This window comes from Brevibacillus sp. SYP-B805 (genome assembly GCF_011059135.1).
GTDB lineage: Bacteria > Bacillota > Bacilli > Brevibacillales > Brevibacillaceae > Brevibacillus_F.
The window spans coordinates 175,118-191,805 of record NZ_JAALGD010000008.1 but is presented as its reverse complement, the minus strand read 5'-3'; the positions used below and the strand labels follow the sequence as shown (position 1 = coordinate 191,805).

General features: G+C 58.4%; 16 protein-coding genes. 5 read left to right on the top strand and 11 right to left on the bottom strand.

Annotated features, from left to right (window positions below; translation table 11 throughout):
- Positions 1–517, bottom strand: a 517-nt coding sequence (locus G3578_RS12020; RefSeq protein WP_165212940.1) for an IS110 family transposase, incomplete at its 3' end; no start/stop codon positions are given.
- A 436-nt stretch (positions 518–953) separates the two neighbouring features.
- Positions 954–1,700, bottom strand: coding sequence for an SDR family NAD(P)-dependent oxidoreductase (locus G3578_RS12015; protein ID WP_165212938.1), 747 nt, complete (start codon positions 1,698–1,700; stop codon positions 954–956).
- A gap of 221 nt (positions 1,701–1,921) precedes the next feature.
- On the opposite strand from G3578_RS12015, the gene G3578_RS12010 reads away from it, so the two are divergent.
- Positions 1,922–3,364, top strand: a complete 1,443-nt coding sequence (locus G3578_RS12010; RefSeq protein ID WP_241254586.1) for an amidase — start codon at positions 1,922–1,924, stop codon at positions 3,362–3,364.
- Between the two features lie 56 nt (positions 3,365–3,420).
- Here the strand turns inward: G3578_RS12010 and G3578_RS12005 are convergent, their stop codons facing one another.
- From G3578_RS12005 to G3578_RS11985, 5 genes are read right to left on the bottom strand one after another with little or no spacing between them, the layout of a single operon-like run.
- On the bottom strand, positions 3,421–4,305 hold the full coding sequence (locus G3578_RS12005) for a GNAT family N-acetyltransferase (RefSeq protein WP_165212936.1): 885 nt from the start codon (positions 4,303–4,305) through the stop codon (positions 3,421–3,423).
- Positions 4,306–4,332: 27 nt separating this feature from the next.
- Positions 4,333–5,370: a ThiF family adenylyltransferase gene (locus tag G3578_RS12000; RefSeq protein WP_165212934.1), complete on the bottom strand. Its 1,038-nt coding sequence runs from the start codon at positions 5,368–5,370 to the stop codon at positions 4,333–4,335.
- Between the two features lie 25 nt (positions 5,371–5,395).
- Positions 5,396–6,136: an ATP-binding cassette domain-containing protein gene (locus G3578_RS11995; protein ID WP_165212932.1), complete on the bottom strand. Its 741-nt coding sequence runs from the start codon at positions 6,134–6,136 to the stop codon at positions 5,396–5,398.
- An 8-nt stretch (positions 6,137–6,144) separates the two neighbouring features.
- Positions 6,145–6,807 carry an ABC transporter permease gene (locus G3578_RS11990; protein ID WP_165212930.1) on the bottom strand — a complete coding sequence of 221 codons (663 nt, stop codon included), beginning with the start codon at positions 6,805–6,807 and terminating at the stop codon, positions 6,145–6,147.
- Positions 6,808–6,817: 10 nt separating this feature from the next.
- Entirely contained in the window at positions 6,818–7,672 is an 855-nt protein-coding gene (locus tag G3578_RS11985) for an ABC transporter substrate-binding protein (protein WP_206529647.1), read from the bottom strand.
- A 235-nt stretch (positions 7,673–7,907) separates the two neighbouring features.
- On the opposite strand from G3578_RS11985, the gene G3578_RS11980 reads away from it, so the two are divergent.
- The gene (locus G3578_RS11980; protein ID WP_165212928.1) at positions 7,908–9,716 is read left to right on the top strand and encodes an aldehyde ferredoxin oxidoreductase family protein; all 1,809 of its coding nucleotides are present in this window, start codon (positions 7,908–7,910) and stop codon (positions 9,714–9,716) included.
- A 58-nt stretch (positions 9,717–9,774) separates the two neighbouring features.
- Here the strand turns inward: G3578_RS11980 and G3578_RS11975 are convergent, their stop codons facing one another.
- A complete protein-coding gene (locus tag G3578_RS11975) occupies positions 9,775–10,038 on the bottom strand; it encodes a MoaD-like domain-containing protein (protein WP_165212926.1) in 264 nt (87 codons plus the stop codon).
- 4 nt (positions 10,039–10,042) lie between these two features.
- Positions 10,043–10,318 (bottom strand): ubiquitin-like small modifier protein 1, encoded by a 276-nt coding sequence (locus tag G3578_RS11970; protein WP_165212924.1) that lies wholly within the window; start codon positions 10,316–10,318, stop codon positions 10,043–10,045.
- Between the two features lie 61 nt (positions 10,319–10,379).
- On the opposite strand from G3578_RS11970, the gene G3578_RS11965 reads away from it, so the two are divergent.
- Genes G3578_RS11965 through moaA form a run of 3 tightly spaced genes read left to right on the top strand, consistent with a single transcriptional unit; the run spans position 10,380 to position 14,588 of the window.
- Complete coding sequence (locus tag G3578_RS11965; protein ID WP_165212922.1) at positions 10,380–11,615, top strand: molybdopterin molybdotransferase MoeA; 1,236 nt, start codon at positions 10,380–10,382, stop codon at positions 11,613–11,615.
- A gap of 11 nt (positions 11,616–11,626) precedes the next feature.
- Positions 11,627–13,579: a molybdopterin biosynthesis protein gene (locus tag G3578_RS11960; protein WP_165212920.1), complete on the top strand. Its 1,953-nt coding sequence runs from the start codon at positions 11,627–11,629 to the stop codon at positions 13,577–13,579.
- Positions 13,572–14,588 carry a GTP 3',8-cyclase MoaA gene (gene moaA, locus G3578_RS11955; RefSeq protein ID WP_165212918.1) on the top strand — a complete coding sequence of 339 codons (1,017 nt, stop codon included), beginning with the start codon at positions 13,572–13,574 and terminating at the stop codon, positions 14,586–14,588. Before G3578_RS11960 ends, moaA begins: the two co-directional genes overlap by 8 nt.
- A 337-nt stretch (positions 14,589–14,925) precedes the next feature.
- Here the strand turns inward: moaA and G3578_RS11950 are convergent, their stop codons facing one another.
- Together G3578_RS11950 and pdxK are read right to left on the bottom strand one after the other, a co-directional pair.
- A complete protein-coding gene (locus tag G3578_RS11950) occupies positions 14,926–15,621 on the bottom strand; it encodes a molybdenum cofactor biosynthesis protein (protein WP_165212916.1) in 696 nt (231 codons plus the stop codon).
- 108 nt (positions 15,622–15,729) lie between these two features.
- The gene (gene pdxK / locus G3578_RS11945) at positions 15,730–16,545 is read right to left on the bottom strand and encodes a pyridoxine/pyridoxal/pyridoxamine kinase (protein ID WP_165212914.1); all 816 of its coding nucleotides are present in this window, start codon (positions 16,543–16,545) and stop codon (positions 15,730–15,732) included.
- Positions 16,546–16,688 lie beyond the last annotated feature (143 nt).

Genomic DNA, 16,688 nt, shown 5'->3' with positions numbered 1-16,688 from the left:
ACAGATCAGTAAATACCTGCTCATAACCAGGAAACACTTGATCAAGGATGGCTTGGAAGCGTAATTGCGTTTGAACGTACATCTTCGTGATGGCATCATGTTCACGCGCGAGAGCGCGAATGTTTAAAAGCTGTACGTTGCGTTTTTTAAACGGTTCAAATTCCTCTTTGTAATACAACGCAGCAAGTTTGTAGGCATCAGATTGGTCTGTTTTCACTTTACGCAGGCTGACTTTCCGAGCTTGATACGAGATCAGTGGATTTAGGACAATAAAGGTAAGTTCGTGCTGTTCAAGAAAGTCTGTAACAGGCAGATGATAGTGCCCCGTAGCCTCTAGAATGATGACAGGGGGTAGACCGGATTCCCTTTCCACTTCCTGAATCTTTTGCAGGAACGTCACAAACCCTTCCTTCGTATGGTCGAACTGAAACCCTTTCCCAAAAGGCTTATTCTTGTCCAGAAAGGCTTGTCCATCACTTCTTCCCTTTGAAATATCCAATCCAATAACAGGGTTCATCCTAGCTATCCTCCTTCTTCACGAAAATACCGGTACCCACCCCTGATTACAGTCCACAATTCCGCATGTGATACGGGATCCATCGTCCCAACCAGCTCAAACATGGCTTCTGCAATAGGTGGGGAAACACTTCATGCATCGAGATCAACGTCTCACACCCAGATTCGTTTCCCCCGGCTACCGCCATTCTACACCTTTACTCATGAAAAAAGGTCAATCAGATGTTACTCTGATTGACCTCATAATACGGAAACACCCAGATGTTGAGCCCCCTGCCCGCGTCGCGTTTCGGAGCGGACACTGCAACTTCTTCGGGGGTCGTCAAGAGAGCGAGCAGGAACCATCATCCATGACATGACCGACTTTGTTTGCACACTGATGCAGCCATGCTCCTTGAAGAGCAGGCTGCATGTGCTTTTTTTGGCCGCACCCAGCATTATGGCGCGTAGATCATTTTTCTCGTCATTCCGCCGTCAATGACGATTTCAGCCCCTGTCACAAAATCATTCTCAGGCGCGGCCAGAAAGAGACAGGCCCGGGCGATGTCTGCGGGTTTGCCCACGCGCTGCGCCGGATGCTGCTCGTGGTCAATCGCCCGCAGCGCCTCATAGTCACCGGTTTCGATCCAGCCCGGCGATATGGCATTGACCCGGATGCGGTCAGAGGAAAGCGAGAGGGCGAGCGCATGGGTCAGGGCGAGGATGCCTCCTTTGGAAGCGGCGTATGCTTCCGTATGGGGCTCCGACATGTGCGCGCGTGTCGAGGCAATGTTGACAATGGCTCCCCCGCCGTTTGTGCGCATGCGCTTCGCCGCTTCCCGCGAGCACAGAAAGACGCTGCGCAAATTCGTGTTGAGCACATGATCCCATTCCTCGACACGGAGTTCATACGGCGATTTCCAGACAGTAATCCCTGCATTGTTGATGAGAACGTCCAGCCGGCCAAAGCGCCGGTCGATCTCGGCCATCGCAGCGGTGATGCTTTCCGGATCGCTGACATCCATGCGTATGAAAGCCGCCTGCAGCTGCTGATCGAGGAGCCAGCGCTCCGTTTCGGCGCCGACCGCTTCATCCCGGTCGGCGATCACCACCTGATCCCCAGCCTTGGCAAAGGCATGGGCGATGCTGCGGCCGATTCCTTTGGCGCCGCCTGTAACCAGCACGATTCTGTTATCCACGTCCATTCCCTCCTTTTCCCCTACAGTGTACAGAAAAACAGTCCTCCCTGCCTAGGCTGGCGGGGCTGATGCAGGATTACGGCGGTGACAGAGCAGGGACCCGCTTAGGCTTCATCCATTCGCTCAAATCCTGCAGCAGGCAGCCGCAGCGGTGTTGTTCGAAAAAAATGGCGGCAAGGGCAAAGGGTTTTGTCAAAAGAATTCGAAAATAGTAGGAGATCAAGCGCATGAATGGAGGGAAAGGGATGGCTGTTTCCATTCTTGATCTGGATGCCACGACACTGGCGGAAAAGATCCGCCAAAGGGAAGTGTCGGTGGTGGAAGCGGTCGAGGCGTACTGCCGGCATCTTGCGCACGCGAATCCGCATCTGAACATCCTGACGGAGGACCGGTTTGCCCAAGCCAGAGCGGAGGCGGAAGCGTGCGACCGCATGCTGGAACAGGGGAATGCGGAAGGCAGGCTGTTCGGCGTCCCCATCACGGTGAAGGAAAGTCTGGATGTTGCGGGAATGAAAACAACCGGTGGACTCCTGCACAGGCGGGAGCACGTGGCAAAGAAGGATGCTGTGGTCGTCGAGAAGCTGAAGCGGGAAGGGGCCATTATTCTGGGCAAAAGCAATACTCCTACGCTCTGCTTCTGTCAGGAGACGGATAATAAATTATATGGCCGATCCAACAATCCCTGGGATGTCACCAGGACGACAGGGGGTTCCAGCGGGGGAGAAGGAGCGCTGATCGCGATTGGCGGTTCGGCGGTGGGCATCGGCTCCGATATCGGCGGCTCCATCCGGTTCCCCGCCCATTTCAACGGGGTGATCGGGTTTAAATCAGGGCGGCGGCAGGTATCGCAGGTCGGCCATTTTCCCTTTGTGGAGCACGAATGGCAGGAGAGGATGTTGGGCATCGGCGCGCTGGCAAAATCGGTGGCGGACGCGGAGCTGATCCATGCCATCATCGTCGACGAGCGGCCGGATGGAGAAAAATCGACCGCATGCACGGTGACCATTCCGCCGATTCGTCCGCAGTATCCGGTGGGGAGGGAGACGGCAGAATGGCTGGAGCGGGTGCGCGATGCCTTGTCCGCGGAATACGTCATCCGCGAAGACGAACCGCCTCTTTTTGACAGGCACGCGCAGATCTGGCAGCTGATCATGTCCGTAGACGGCGGAGAGAGCATCGCCCGGCTGGCACTTGACGGGCGCTCGCCATTCCGGGAGTATGCGAAAGAAATCCTCTTCGGCCGTTCCGACGTTCATCGTTACCTCAGCTGGGCGCTGATCGGGGCCCGTCTGTTCAGGCCATCGGGCAGGCAGCTGAAGGAGCTTCAGCAGGCGCTTCACAGGATGGACGAAGAAGGAGCAGCCTATTTTCACCAAAACGTGCTGGTGCTGCCCGTCTACCATTCTCCCGCGCCGCCCCACGGCATGGTGTATCGGGAGCTTTTTTCCATTCGCAAAACCTTTTTAACCTATATCCCCTATGTCGCGGTGGCGAATGCGATGGGACTGCCGGCGTTGGTGGTTCCGGTCGGCGAGTCCCGGAACGGGTTGCCGATTGCCGTCCAGTTGATCGCGGCTGTCGGGAATGAACATTTGCTCTTTCACGTGGGGAAGTGGATCGAGAAAAGGTTTCGCGGATATCAACGATGCCGGGCCTTTGATCGGGCATAACGGGGAAAAGTATTGAGAGAAAGCGACATTCCGGCCGCCCGGGCCGGAATCTGCTGCTAAAAAAACGTGATGGTGGGAATGTAGCAGGTGGGGTCGGGAAGCTGATCCTGAGCCGTCGAGAGGAAAGTCTCCACATAGGTGATGCGAAAGCCGGCCTGCAGCAACGGTTGCAGACAGGGATGCGGTCCGGGAACGGGGATGCGGAGCATGGTTCCTCTATGTTTTGCCCAGGCGACGGCAGCGCATGCGCAGTGGAAGGCGTCTGCCGCCTTCCGCGCGCCGATCGGCCCCAGGGTGAGCGCTTCAGGAAACAGCAGCGAACCCGGGCTGCGAAATTGGACATACGCATACCCGACCGGCTCGTTGTTCCGGTAAAACAGCAGGGGAACGGCGTCAAGCTGATCGGTCAGATACGCCAGATCCGCCGTACGACTGCGGCGGCTGACCAAGCTGTCCCACTCCAAAAGGCGGGGGTCATCGGGAGCGGTTTCGACGATCTCCACATCATGCTCCGGCAGTGTGGCCAGGTCGGATGGGGCCACACGAAGCTGGAAGTTTGGCCACAAGGGCGTCATCCGGGAACGAATGTACAAGGAGAGGGCCCGGAAATCCTGCGAACTGAAGGTGCAGATCGTCCGGCCGTCCTGCGGCAGCGCTTCCCGCAGGAGGGTACCCCCGATCCGGGCGTCCTTATGGTCCCGATGAACGAAAAACTCGGCAATATAGCAGATGGAATCGCGCGTGAGCAAGGAGAGGAAGCCCAGAATGCGCCCATCATGCTCGGCCACATACATGTCACCTGTCTTCAGTTCGTGGGTGAAAAATACCGGCGGGGTCGGGCTGAACGGCGGGGCCGGCCCGTCTCCCTTTTCTCCCGTATGCCATAGTTCATGTATGGCGCCCAGATCGTGGGGAGATGCCGGGCGGATCGTGATTGCCAATCTAGTCGCCTCCTCCTGTATTTGCTTTCAGCTGCCGACATATTTGGCATGCAGCGTTTTGGCGACGGCGATCTCTTGTGTGCCTTGCACAAGGACGCGGCCATCCGGAAAAATGACCAGCGTATACGGATCGACGGTGAAACGGAGCAGAAACGGATTGCGCTCCACACGGCCGATGGCAGCAAGCCTTTTGGACAGTTCCTCCAGATCAAGCGAGCGCGGTTGTGCGGGAGCGATCTGGACGGTATCCCGCCCGCAGAGCGTGGTATACGCATCTTCATGCTGGTCGGACTGTTCCAGAAAAGCGTAGATCCCTTGACCGCAGGCGGGGCAGTTCTCATGTTTGCCCGCCGAGATGTCGATCTGGACGTGCTCATGATGCCACAGATCAAACTGCTCCAGTTGGGGATTCCGCTCCCTGACTGCGCCTGTCAGCAGCTTCAATGCTTCGGCTGCCTGACACGAAGCGATGAGATGAATGATCGGCCCGATCACCCCGACGGTATCGCATGTCTCCCCGCGTCCACCGGGGATGTGGGGGAAGAGACAGCGGTAGCAGGGGGTCTCGGGCGGCTGAAAGACGGCAAACATCCCTCTGGCGCCGACCGCCCCGCCGTAGATCCACGGGATCCGGTGTTTGACGGAAACGTCGTTGATCAGATAACGGGTGTGAAAGTTGTCCGTACCATCCAGGATGAGATCAACGTCGCCCAGATACTGTTCCGCATTGAACGCATGCAGGTCATCCACCACCGCATCGAGGGTTACGGACGAATCGATGGCCGACAGTTTGGCGGCGGCGGCCACCGCTTTCGGCAGATGCTGGCGGGCATCCGACTCATCGTAGAGCATCTGCCGCTGCAGATTGCTCTCTTCCACAAAATCGCGGTCAATCAAGCGGAGAAAGCCGATTCCGGCCCGCACCATGTGATTGGCCAGCACGCTGCCCAGCGCCCCCATTCCGACGACGGCCACGCGTCCGCGCCGCAATCGCTCCTGACCTTCCAAACCGATCGGCTTGAACAGGATTTGTCTGGAATAGCGTTCCAGGTCCCGTTTATCCATGTACCCCCATACCCCCTTTGGCGTTCTAGCAGATCATGCGGCCGGACAGAAAGTCCTGCAGCTCCGCGCTGCGCGGAGAGCGAAAGAACGTGTCCGCATCGCTCATTTCCACAAGCTGTCCCTTGTGCAGGAAGAGGCAGGCATCCGCCAGCCGTCTGGCTTGAGCCAGATTATGGGTAACCATGATCACCGTCGTCCCCTGCTCCCGGTTCAGCGAGCGGATCACCTGCTCGATAATCGTGACATTGTAGGGGTCAAGGCTGGCTGTGGGTTCATCCAGGAGCAGCAGCCGCGGTTCCAGCACGATGGCCCGGGCCAATGCGACCCGCTGCGCCTCGCCCCCGGAGAGGGTAGTTGCCTGCTGCTTGGCGATGGAGGCGAGCTCCACCCTTTCGAGGGCGCGCGTTACTTTTGCCGCGATCGTCTGTTTATCGATCTTCCGGTAGCGCAACCCCAACGCGACATTGTCGAAAACCGTGGCCTGGAACATCACCGGCTGCTGGGCAACCAGCACCATCTGCCGCTGGATGGCCAGCGCCTGCGCGGCGGAGTGAGCCGCCAGGGAGAGCTCATGCTCCCAGAAGTAAAGATGTCCGGTAACAGGCCGTTCCAGCAGGTTGATCGCCCGCAGAAGCGTACTCTTGCCCGCTCCGCTTGGCCCGACGACGGCATGGATCCGGCCGGTTGCAAACGCGGCCTGTTCAATTCGCAGGATTTCCCTGTTCCCGGCGGATACCAGCAGGTGATGAATGCGCAGTCCTGTCATTTTGTCTTCTATCTCCTGTATGCACGTAATTGCTCCATCATGCCCAGCATCAAGACGCTGTTGAACGCGAAGCTGACCAGGAGCAGGACGAGGCCCAATTGCAATCCTTCCGTAAAATGACCCATCCGCGTCTCCAGAATGATGGCGGTCGTCATCACGCGGGTGTGATGCTCAATGTTTCCACCCACCAGCATGACGGCGCCCACCTCCGCGATCGCCCGGCCATAGGCGGCGGCAATTCCTGACCAAATGCCCCTGCGCGCTTCCTTGATGATGGTCCAGATCATTTGCGGCCGGCTGGCCCCGAGGCTTTTGGCCGTCTCCCGGTAGGAGCGGTCCTTGGCCTGGACGGCCGTCATGGTAAGGCCGATGATGATGGGGGTCACAAGCAGGAATTGGGCCAGGATCATGGCCTGCGGAGTGAAAAGCAGCTCCATGGACCCAAGCGGACCGCTCCTGGAAAGCATAAGATAGATCACAACACCGATGAGTACCGGGGGCAACCCCATGCACGTGAACACCAGGGCCACGATCAGCCGCTTGCCGGGGAAAGAGTAGAGCCCCAGCAGCGCCCCGAGGGGGATGCCCGCTAAGGCGCCCGCCAGCACCGCCGTTGTCGTCACCTTTAAAGAGAGCAGAATGATTTCCACTACGTTTGGCGACAGAAGCATAGACGTTCTCCTATCGTTTTTTCGCGTTTGGCACGAACAGTCCTTTGCCGTACTTATCCTTGCCGTACTCCCCGATCAACCGCTGACCTTCCGGGCCGGTCAAGAAGGCGATGAATTGGCCGACTTCCTCTTGCTTCTTGGTGGATGCCACCTGGATCACCCCATATGGGTTCAGCAGGGATTTTTCCCCCTGCATCAACACGACGAGACCCAGTTTGCGGGACAGGAAAGTCGCTTCGTCGGTCAAGGTGTACGCCTGCTTTTCGTCCGCGATCTGCAGCGTCGCCCCCATTCCTTGACCGGAGGAGAGATACCAGTCGCCGGACGGCGTGATCTGGGCCTCTTTCCAGATGCTTTTTTCCTTCTTGTCCGTGCCGGAATCGTCACCGCGCGAGATGAAGAGAGCCTTCGCCTTGGCAATGCGCTCGAACGCTTCCGCCGCCGTTTTCGCCGTTTTTACCCCGGCAGGGTCTGCAGCGGGCCCGACAAGGTAGAACTGGTTGTACATCACGTCGTAGGCATTGACGCCCAACCCTTTGGCGACAAATGCATCCTCATCCTTGCGCGAGTGAACGAGCAGGACGTCGGCATCCCCGTCCTCGCCCATCTTGATCGCCTGGCCGGTGCCGACTGCGACCACCTTAACCTTAATGCCGGATTCCTTTTCAAAGACGGGCAGGATTGCATCCAGGAGCCCCGAATCCTGCGTGCTCGTGGTGGTGGCAAGCAGGATCTCCCGGGCCGGAGCGTCGGCAGGCGGCGGAGGGGAACCCGTGCTGGCAGTGGTAGCGGTTCCACAGGCAGCAACAAGCAAACAAAGAAGAGTGAGCAACAAATAGAAATGTCGCAGCTGACAAACTTTCATGGCGATCCCTCCCTCATGGATTCTAGCAAATCGTGGTATAAAACCAACATACTTGATGATTCAATGCTAGCGCAATCCTTTTTTGCTAGATCATTCCAATGGAGGGCATCGCTTCGATTGACATTTTTTTCAATATCCTGGCGGCATATAGAAGGAAAATGATTCATAAAAGTCGAAATAGAGAAAAACATGAAAGCACTTTCACATGACGCGGAAAAAAAAAGGAGGGGCAGACATGGCATTGGGTGGTTTCAAAAACCGGGAGATCCTGGTCAATCTGACGGATGGAACCGTCTCCTACCGGGAGATCGACGAAGAGCTGGCGAGAAAGTATGTAGGAGGGCGCGGGCTTGGCGTCAAGTATGTGTTTGACAACGGCCCGCAGGTGGAACCGCTCTCGGCAGAGAACATGCTGTGCATCATGACGGGCCCTGTGACCGGATCGCGCTCCACCATGAGCGGCCGGCTGTGCGTCGTCACCAAATCGCCTTTGACCGGTACGGTGACCGATTCGCACATGGGGGGCTGGACGGCGGCCCGCCTGAAATGGGCAGGCGTGGACAATATCATTTTCACCGGAAAGAGCGATCATCCGGTCTACCTGTACGTGGAGAACGGGCAGGCGGAGCTTCGCGATGCGAGTGATGTCTGGGGAAAAGGGACGCGCGAGACGATCCGGACCATGCAGCAGCGCTACGGCAAAGAAGACCTGAGCGTGATGTGCATCGGACAAGCGGGAGAAAATCTGGTGCGCTTCGCCAATTTCATGAATGAGCATGATCGTTCCGCCGGCCGGGGCGGCACCGGCGCGGTTGCGGGGTACAAGAACCTGAAGGCGATCGTCATCAAGGCTTCCCAAAAAGGGAACATGCCGCAGCCGGCCAAGGACGAAGAGTACAAACAGGCCAATCAAAAGGCGCTGAAAGCGATCATGGAAGGCGGGTTGACCGCTCCGAAGAAAGGCGGGCTGTCGGTCTACGGCACAAACGTGCTCACCAGCATCATCAACGAGGTGGGCGCTTTGCCGACCATGAATTCCAAGTATACGCACTTCGACCAGGCGGAAGGGCACAGCGGCGAAACGGTGAACGCCACCATACTGGTAGCCGACAATACCTGTCACGCCTGTCCGGTGGCCTGCAAGAAGGAAGTGGAAGTGAAGGAAGGCAAGTACAAGACCCGGGTCGAAAGCTTCGAGTATGAGTCCGGCTGGGCGCTGGGTGCCAACTGCGGATTGAGCGACGCCAACGCCATCGCGTATCTCATCAACATGTGCAACGAATACGGCATCGATACGATCGAGCTGGGCAATACCCTTTCCTGCATGATGGAAGCGGTGGAGAAGGGGTTGGTTGCGGAAGAACTCACCTGGGGAGACGCCGACCGGATGATCGAGCTGACGGAAGCGCTCGTGTTCCGCCGCGGCATCGGCGACGTGCTGGCGGAAGGCACCGCCAGAGCCGCTGCGGCGTTCGGCGACCCCAACCTGGCCATGGTTTGCAAGGGTCAGTCGATTCCGGCCTACGATCCGCGCGGCATCCAGGGAATCGGTCTTGGCTATGCGACCAGCAACCGCGGGGCGTGCCACCTGCGCGGCTATACGGTGGCTAGCGAGATCGCCGGCATTCCGGAGCCAACCGACCGCCTGAAACCTGAAGGCAAGGGTGAGCTCTTGAAAATCTTCCAGGACCTGTTCGCCTTCTCCGATTCGATGGATGTGTGCAAATTCTCGTCGTTCTCCGAGAATGCGGAACACTATGCGGAACAGTATGCGGCCATGACCGGCATCCCCATTACGGCCGACGATGTGCTGAAAATCGGCGAGCGCATTTACAACCTGGAGCGCTATTACAACAACCTGGCCGGCTATAACAAGCGGGAGGATGACTACCTGCCGAAACGCTTCACCGAGGAGCCGGGGACCGGCAACAGCGCCGGACACGTCAGCCGGATGGATATCATGCTGGATGAATACTACAAGGCGCGCGGCTGGGTGGATGGAGTCGTTCCGGAAGAGAAATTGCGGGAGCTTCAAATCATCTGAACCCATACGCATAAGCAAAAAGGTGGAAGGATCCTTCCACCTTTTTTAAACCATTTGATTATCCGCCGACCCGCATCGTTTTTTTGCGCAAGGCAGCCAGGAGTTGGGCCAGCTTCTCTTCCGTCTCGGCCCGAAACCGGATGAATACGGCGTTTACGCGGAAGCGGGAGGTGATCTGTACCTCCTCTTCCCTTACGATCTCCGCTTCCCAGCCCTCGCCGAGGATCGGAGAGGAGGCGTCCTCCTGCAGACCGCCCAGCTCCTGCAGGTAGGCGATCAGCTGGCGGGCGGGAATGCCCCGGAACTCAAGGGTGGTCTCCATCCCGTCACCCTCCGGCAACCGGCGGAAAAAGAGCGAATTGGTCCTCTTCCCTCACGCGGGTGTTGAGGCCGTCTTCGTGAATGATGTTGCGGCCGTTGAGAAAGACATGCACGAACGGCTTCAGCGTGCGCTCCTCCGTGAACACTTCCGGTTCCAGGGGCGGATAGAGCTTCACCAGGGATTCGAGGATGTCGATGACGCGATCGCCTTCCTGACTGGGAACATCCACAATCTTGCTCTGGCAGATTTCGCGAAAGTTCGCGAATACTTTTACCTTCATCAGGAACATTCTCCTTTTTCTCACTATTATAAAACAATCAGGTGCACAAGGGGAGGCAGGCATGAAGTTCTTTCAGGTCAAAACCGTTGAGGAAACCTTGGCGATCATTCAGGAACAATTCCGCGTTCGGCGCCCTCCCGTCCGCATTCCGGTAAAGGAAGCGCTGGGCCGCGTGCTGGCAGAGGACGTGGTGTCGGAGGAACAGGTTCCCGCTTTTTCGCGCTCCACCGTGGACGGTTATGCCGTCAGGGCCAAAGACACGTACGGTTCCGCCGAATCGCTGCCCGCCTTTCTGACGCTGACGGGCAGGATCGAAATGGGACAGGCGGCGGGTGTCCGGTTGGAAGAGGGACAGGCCCAATACATTCCGACGGGCGGGATGCTGCCGGAAGGGGCGGACAGCGTCGTCATGATCGAACATGCCGAAGAGACGGGAGATCTGCTCAATGTGTTCCGCCAGGTTGCTCCGGGCGAAAACATCATTCGGGCCGGGGATGATGTCAGCATCGGGGAGGTGGTGATCCGGGCGGGCCGCAAGCTTCGGCCGCAGGAGCTGGGGGTCCTTTCCGCCATCGGCCGAACCGAGGTGCTGGTCTATCCGAAACCGCTCGTCGGACTGCTGTCCACCGGCGATGAAATCGTTCCTCCCGACAAAAAGCCCCTTGCGCCGGGGGAGATCCGGGATATCAACTCCACGACGATTGCGGCAGCTTTGAGGCAGGCAGGAGCGGAGGTGGTGGAAGGCGGCATTGTCCGGGACGACCGGGACGAATTCAGCGAAAGGGCAGTCGCCCTGTTCCGGCAGGTAGACTTCCTGCTCTTGTCCGGCGGCAGCTCCGTAGGCACCCGGGATTTCACCGTGGACGTGCTGCAAGGGCTCGGGGAGCCGGGTATCCTGGTGCACGGCGTCTCCGTCAAGCCCGGCAAGCCGACCATCCTCGCCAAGGCCGACGAAAAGCCGGTGATGGGATTGCCCGGCCATCCGGCATCCGCCCTCATTATCTTTCATCTGTTCGCCGTCCCCATCCTGCACAGGCTCATGGGGTTGGAACGGCATGAAGCCGACCTGCGCGTCACGGCGCGGATCACCCGCAACGTTCCGTCAGCGGTGGGGCGCTCCGATTATGTTCGCGTCAAACTGGAGGAGCGGGAAGACGGCTTGTGGGCGGTACCCGTCTTCGGCAAGTCGGGCCTGATCTCCACGCTCGTCGACAGCGACGGCATGGTGGAGATTCCACCTCAGAAAGAAGGGATATTGGAAGGAGAAACGGTGAACGTATATCGATTTCCATCGTGACGGAGGGAGCTATGCGCAAAATCTACTTGGAAGATACCTCTTTGCCCGTTGCCCGGGAACAGCTGCTGCAGCGTGTCCGCTGGCAGCGGAGAACGGAATATGTGCCGACCCAACAGGCGCTGGGCCGCGTGACGGCTGAGCCGATCTACGCCAGGGTCTCCATGCCCAACTATCACGCGGCCGCGATGGACGGGATCGCCGTCAAAGCCGAGCGGACGTACGGCGCTGATGAACAGCACCCCATACGCTTGCGGTTGGGCAGCGATTACGCGATCGTCGATACGGGCGATCCCATCCCCGCCGGTTTTGACGCTGTGATTATGATTGAACAGGTGCAGCAGATTGATGAAACGACCGTGGAGATCCTGGAGGCGGTGGCCCCCTGGCAGCACATCCGGCCAATCGGGGAAGATGTCGTCGCGGGCGAGATGATCGTGCCGGCCTGCCACAAGCTGCGTGCCGTTGACCTGGGCGCCCTGCTGGCTGGCGGCATCGTCCAGGTGCCCGTGTGGCAAAAGCCTCGGGTAGCGATCATTCCAACGGGGACGGAGCTGATCCCTCCGGCGGAGAATGTAGCCGAGGGGGAGATCATCGAATTTAACGGAACGGTCTTTTCCGCCTATCTGCAGGAGTGGGGAGCCGATCCGCTGTATCGCGGGATCGTGAAGGACGACTTTCCCCTGATCAAAGAGGCGGTCCGGCAGGCCGTGCGGGAAGCGGACATCATTCTGTTGAATGCAGGTTCATCCGCCGGCACGGAGGATTACACCGTTCATGTGGTGGCAGAGCTGGGCGAAGTGCTGACGCATGGGGTGGCGACCCGCCCCGGCAAGCCGGTCGTCATCGGCATGGTCGACGGTACGCCGGTCGTCGGTCTGCCCGGCTATCCGGTATCGGCCTATCTGGCGCTGGAGTGGTTCGTCCGGCCCCTCGTCCACGATTATTACGGTCTCATGGAACCGCAGCGCGAAAAGGTGAAAGCCAGACTGGGCCGGCGGGTCGTATCCGTCATGGGCGCGGAAGATTTTGTCCGCATGACGATCGGCTGTGTGGATGGGCAGTATATCGCCAATCCGCTGACGCGCGCCGCCGGGGTGACCATGTCGATGGTCAGGGCGGACGGGCTGCTGCGCATCCCTCCCGGCCATCTGGGGTACGAACAGGGGGAAGAAGCGGAGATTGAACTGTACCGGCCGCTCGAGCAGATCAACCGCACCATCGTGGTAAGCGGAAGCCATGATCTTTCTATCGATGTGCTGCATACGCTGTTGCGAGAGACGAATCCTTACCGGTATATGGCATCCTCCCATGTCGGCAGCATGGGCGGGATTGTGGCGATCCAGAAAGGAGAGGCCCATGTGGCGGGCGTCCATCTGTTTGATGAAGAGACGGGCACCTATAACCTCCCTTTTATTCAAAAATATCTGCGGGGAATGGAGGTTGTCCTCGTCCAGTTCGTCTATCGCCAGCAGGGGTGGATCGTCCGCAAAGGCAATCCGCTCGGCATCCGCACCATTCATGACATTGCGAAAGAGGGAGTGACCTATATCAACCGGCAGCGGGGCGCGGGGACAAGATTGTTGTTTGATTATCTGTTGAAACAGGGTACAATGGATCGTAAACAGATTTATGGGTATGATCGGGAAGCGGTTTCCCATCTCAGCGTGGCAGCTGCGGTGGCCGGAGGCACGGCGGATGTAGGTCTTGGCATCTACTCGGCCGCACAGGCGTTGGGCCTTGACTTTGTGCCGGTGGCGGAAGAACGGTTCGATTTGCTGATGAGCCGCAGCTTCTTTCTTGGCAGGGAAGGACAAGAACTGCTGCGGATCATCCGTTCGGATGCGTTTCGGCAGCGCGTCGAGTCGTTGGGGGGATACAGCTGCCGGGATTCCGGTACAGTAATCTACGATTCGTCGATCATGCAAGGCGAATCCTATCGGGAGGAGAGTGGACCGTTTGGATAAATGGAAAGACGCATTGGGACGTCCTCTCCGCGATTTGCGCATCTCCGTAACGGATAAATGCAATTTTCGCTGTCGATACTGCATGCCTGCGGAGCTGTTTGGTCCCGATTATCCCTTCCTGCCGCAAGAGAAGCTGCTTACCTTTGAAGAGATCACGCGCCTGACCGCCATCTTCACGTCCCTCGGCGTGGAAAAAATCAGAATTACCGGGGGAGAGCCGCTGCTGCGCAAAAACCTTCCCTTGTTGATTCAAATGATCACACAGGTGGAAGGGGTGAAGGATATCGCCCTCACCACCAACGGCTCGCTTCTCGCCCAGCAGGCGGAATCCCTGAAAAATGCCGGCTTGAAGCGGGTGACCGTCAGTTTGGACAGCCTGGATGATGAGCGCTTCGGCAAAATCAACGGGCGCAATGTGCCGGTCAAGACGATCCTGGAAGGAATCGAAGCGGCCGCCCGCGTGGGGCTTCGGGTCAAGATCAACATGGTGGTCCAGCGCGGGGTCAATGATGTGGACATTCTCCCGATGGCCCGTTACTTCCGGGAACAGGGCCATATCCTGCGCTTCATCGAGTATATGGATGTCGGGAACAGCAACGGATGGAAGATGGACCAGGTGGTTAGCGGGCAGGAGATCGTGGAGCGGATTCACGCGGAAATGCCGCTGGAGCCCGTTGAACCCAACTATTTCGGCGAAGTGGCCGCCCGCTACCGCTATCAAGGGACGGATCAGGAGATCGGCCTGATCACCTCGGTCACGCAGGCGTTCTGCTCTACCTGTACGCGGGCCCGCCTGTCAGCAGAAGGAAAGCTGTACACCTGTCTTTTCGCGTCCGATGGGGTGGATCTGCGAGGACCGATGCGGGAAGGATACAGCGATGAGGCCATGAAGGAACTGATTGTCAGGGTATGGAGCCAGCGCGCCGACCGCTATTCGGAAGAACGGTGGAAGCATACCAATGAGCTGCACAAACGCAAAAAAGTGGAGATGTCGCACATCGGTGGATAAGCGCATCGCACGAACAGGCGCAAAAAACGGAGGATCGGCATGATCCTCCGTCATTGTGCAGACAAAGTCCTTTTTTCGCATGGGTAATGGTTCCTGCTCGCTCTCTTGACGACCCGCGAGGAAGTTGGCTTTTGTCCGCTCCGAAACGCGACGCGGGCAGGGGGCTCAACATCTGGGTGTCTCAGGGAAGTGAGACTCACGCCCCCTGATCCCCCGCGTCTTACGTTTCTTCGCTGTGTCGGTCGTCAAAGGAGTTCGCCTGGCCCCCATTACTCCATGCCTCAAACAGAAGTTTGTCATCAGTCTGGCGGAGGATCGGCATGATCCTCCGTTTCGTTTATTGGTCGGGTGTGGCCAGCGGATTCCATGGGCCAAGCTGATGCCCTTTCCATTCGCTGCCGTCTTCCCAGCGCTCTTTTTTCCAGATGGGAACGATCTGTTTCAGCCGCTCGATCGCGTAGCGGCCCGCTTCAAACGATTCGTTGCGGTGGGGGGTGGCAACCGCGATGATCACGGCGATCTCTTCGATGGCCAGATCGCCGATGCGGTGGTGAATCGCCACTTCCGCTTCCGGCCAACGTTCCCGGATTTCAGCGGCGATCTGCTTCATCTTGTCGATCGCCATCGGGATGTACGCTTCATACGAGAGAGAGACCGTCCGCTGCCCCTGCGTAAACTCCCGCACTGTCCCCACGAACGTCAGCACGGCGCCGGCCCGCGGATTGGAGACCAGTTTGATCAGGTCATCCGCGCGAAGAGGCTGATCCGTGATGCAAAACCGTGCGTCCTCACCGCCGCTGACGGGAGGAAGGATGGCGATCTCATCGCCTGCGTTGATCACGCGGTCGGGCTGCGCATACTCCTGGTTCACCGAGACGAAGCAGCTTGGCAGGAGGGGGGCAAGGGCGGGATAGGCATCGCCGATTGCTTGCAGCAGCGCGCCGACCGTAGCCGCTTCCGGCAGCTGCACGGGGATTTCCCGACGGTTTGCCCGTTCGGCCAGTGCGGCAAACAGCAGTACGTTTACATGCATGGGGCTTCCTCCTCTTTCAAAACGCCTTCATTTTTGACGATAACACAAGCAGGCGGGTGTGACCAGAGACGATCAGCGGCGCCCGCAGACGGGCAGCCGGAGAGACGGCTATTTGACGTGGGAGTGCCGGTAAGCCCCATGATTCGTCGGCCCGACATATTTGTTAAGCGGGAAGGAATGGCGGATTGCTTCCGTAATAAAGGCCTTCGCAATACGAATCGCGTCGCGGACCGATTTTCCTTTCGCCAGCTCCGCCGTGATCGCGGCGGAGTAGGTACAGCCTGCGCCGTGCGTATAGGTTGTCGGAATGCGCTCGCCCTCCAGAATGTCAAAGGTGCTGCCGTCGTACAGCACATCGATCGCTTTTTCATGCTGCAGCTTGCCGCCGCCCTTGACCAGCACATACTGTGCTCCACGCTCATGGATGCGCGCCGCCGCTTCTTTCATCGCATCCACGGTGGTCAACGGCGGCATGCCGCTTAAGACGGCCGCTTCAAACAGATTGGGGGTAACCACGGTTGCCCTTGGAACGAGAACGTCCCGCAGCGCGACCGCTGATTCCGGATGCAGCACTTCGTCTGCGCCCTTGCACACCATAACGGGATCGATCACCACATTTTTCAACTGATACTGATCGATTTTGCGGCCAACCAACTCGATCAGCTCGGTGGAGCCCAGCATGCCGGTTTTGACAGCGTCCACCCCGATTCCGGCGAGAACGGTCTCGAGCTGCGCTTCCACCACATTCAGCCCGTGGGGATAAACCGCATGGAACCAGTCGTTGTGCGGATCCTGGGCAACCACCACGGTAAGGGCGGTCATGCCGTAGACCCCCAGCTCCTGAAAGGTTTTCAAATCAGCCTGGATGCCAGCGCCGCCGCTGGTATCCGAACCGGCTATCGTCAAGGCTTTCTGCATGCTCATGATTATGTACCCCTTGCTATTCTGAATTTACTTTTAATTGAATGACAAATTTGACAGAGTGTCAATGGGCTTGAACTGGCGGAAAGCGCTTCCCTCCGGAAGGTGCAGGATGCGTTTGCCGGCTATGGCGCAATGGATGGAAT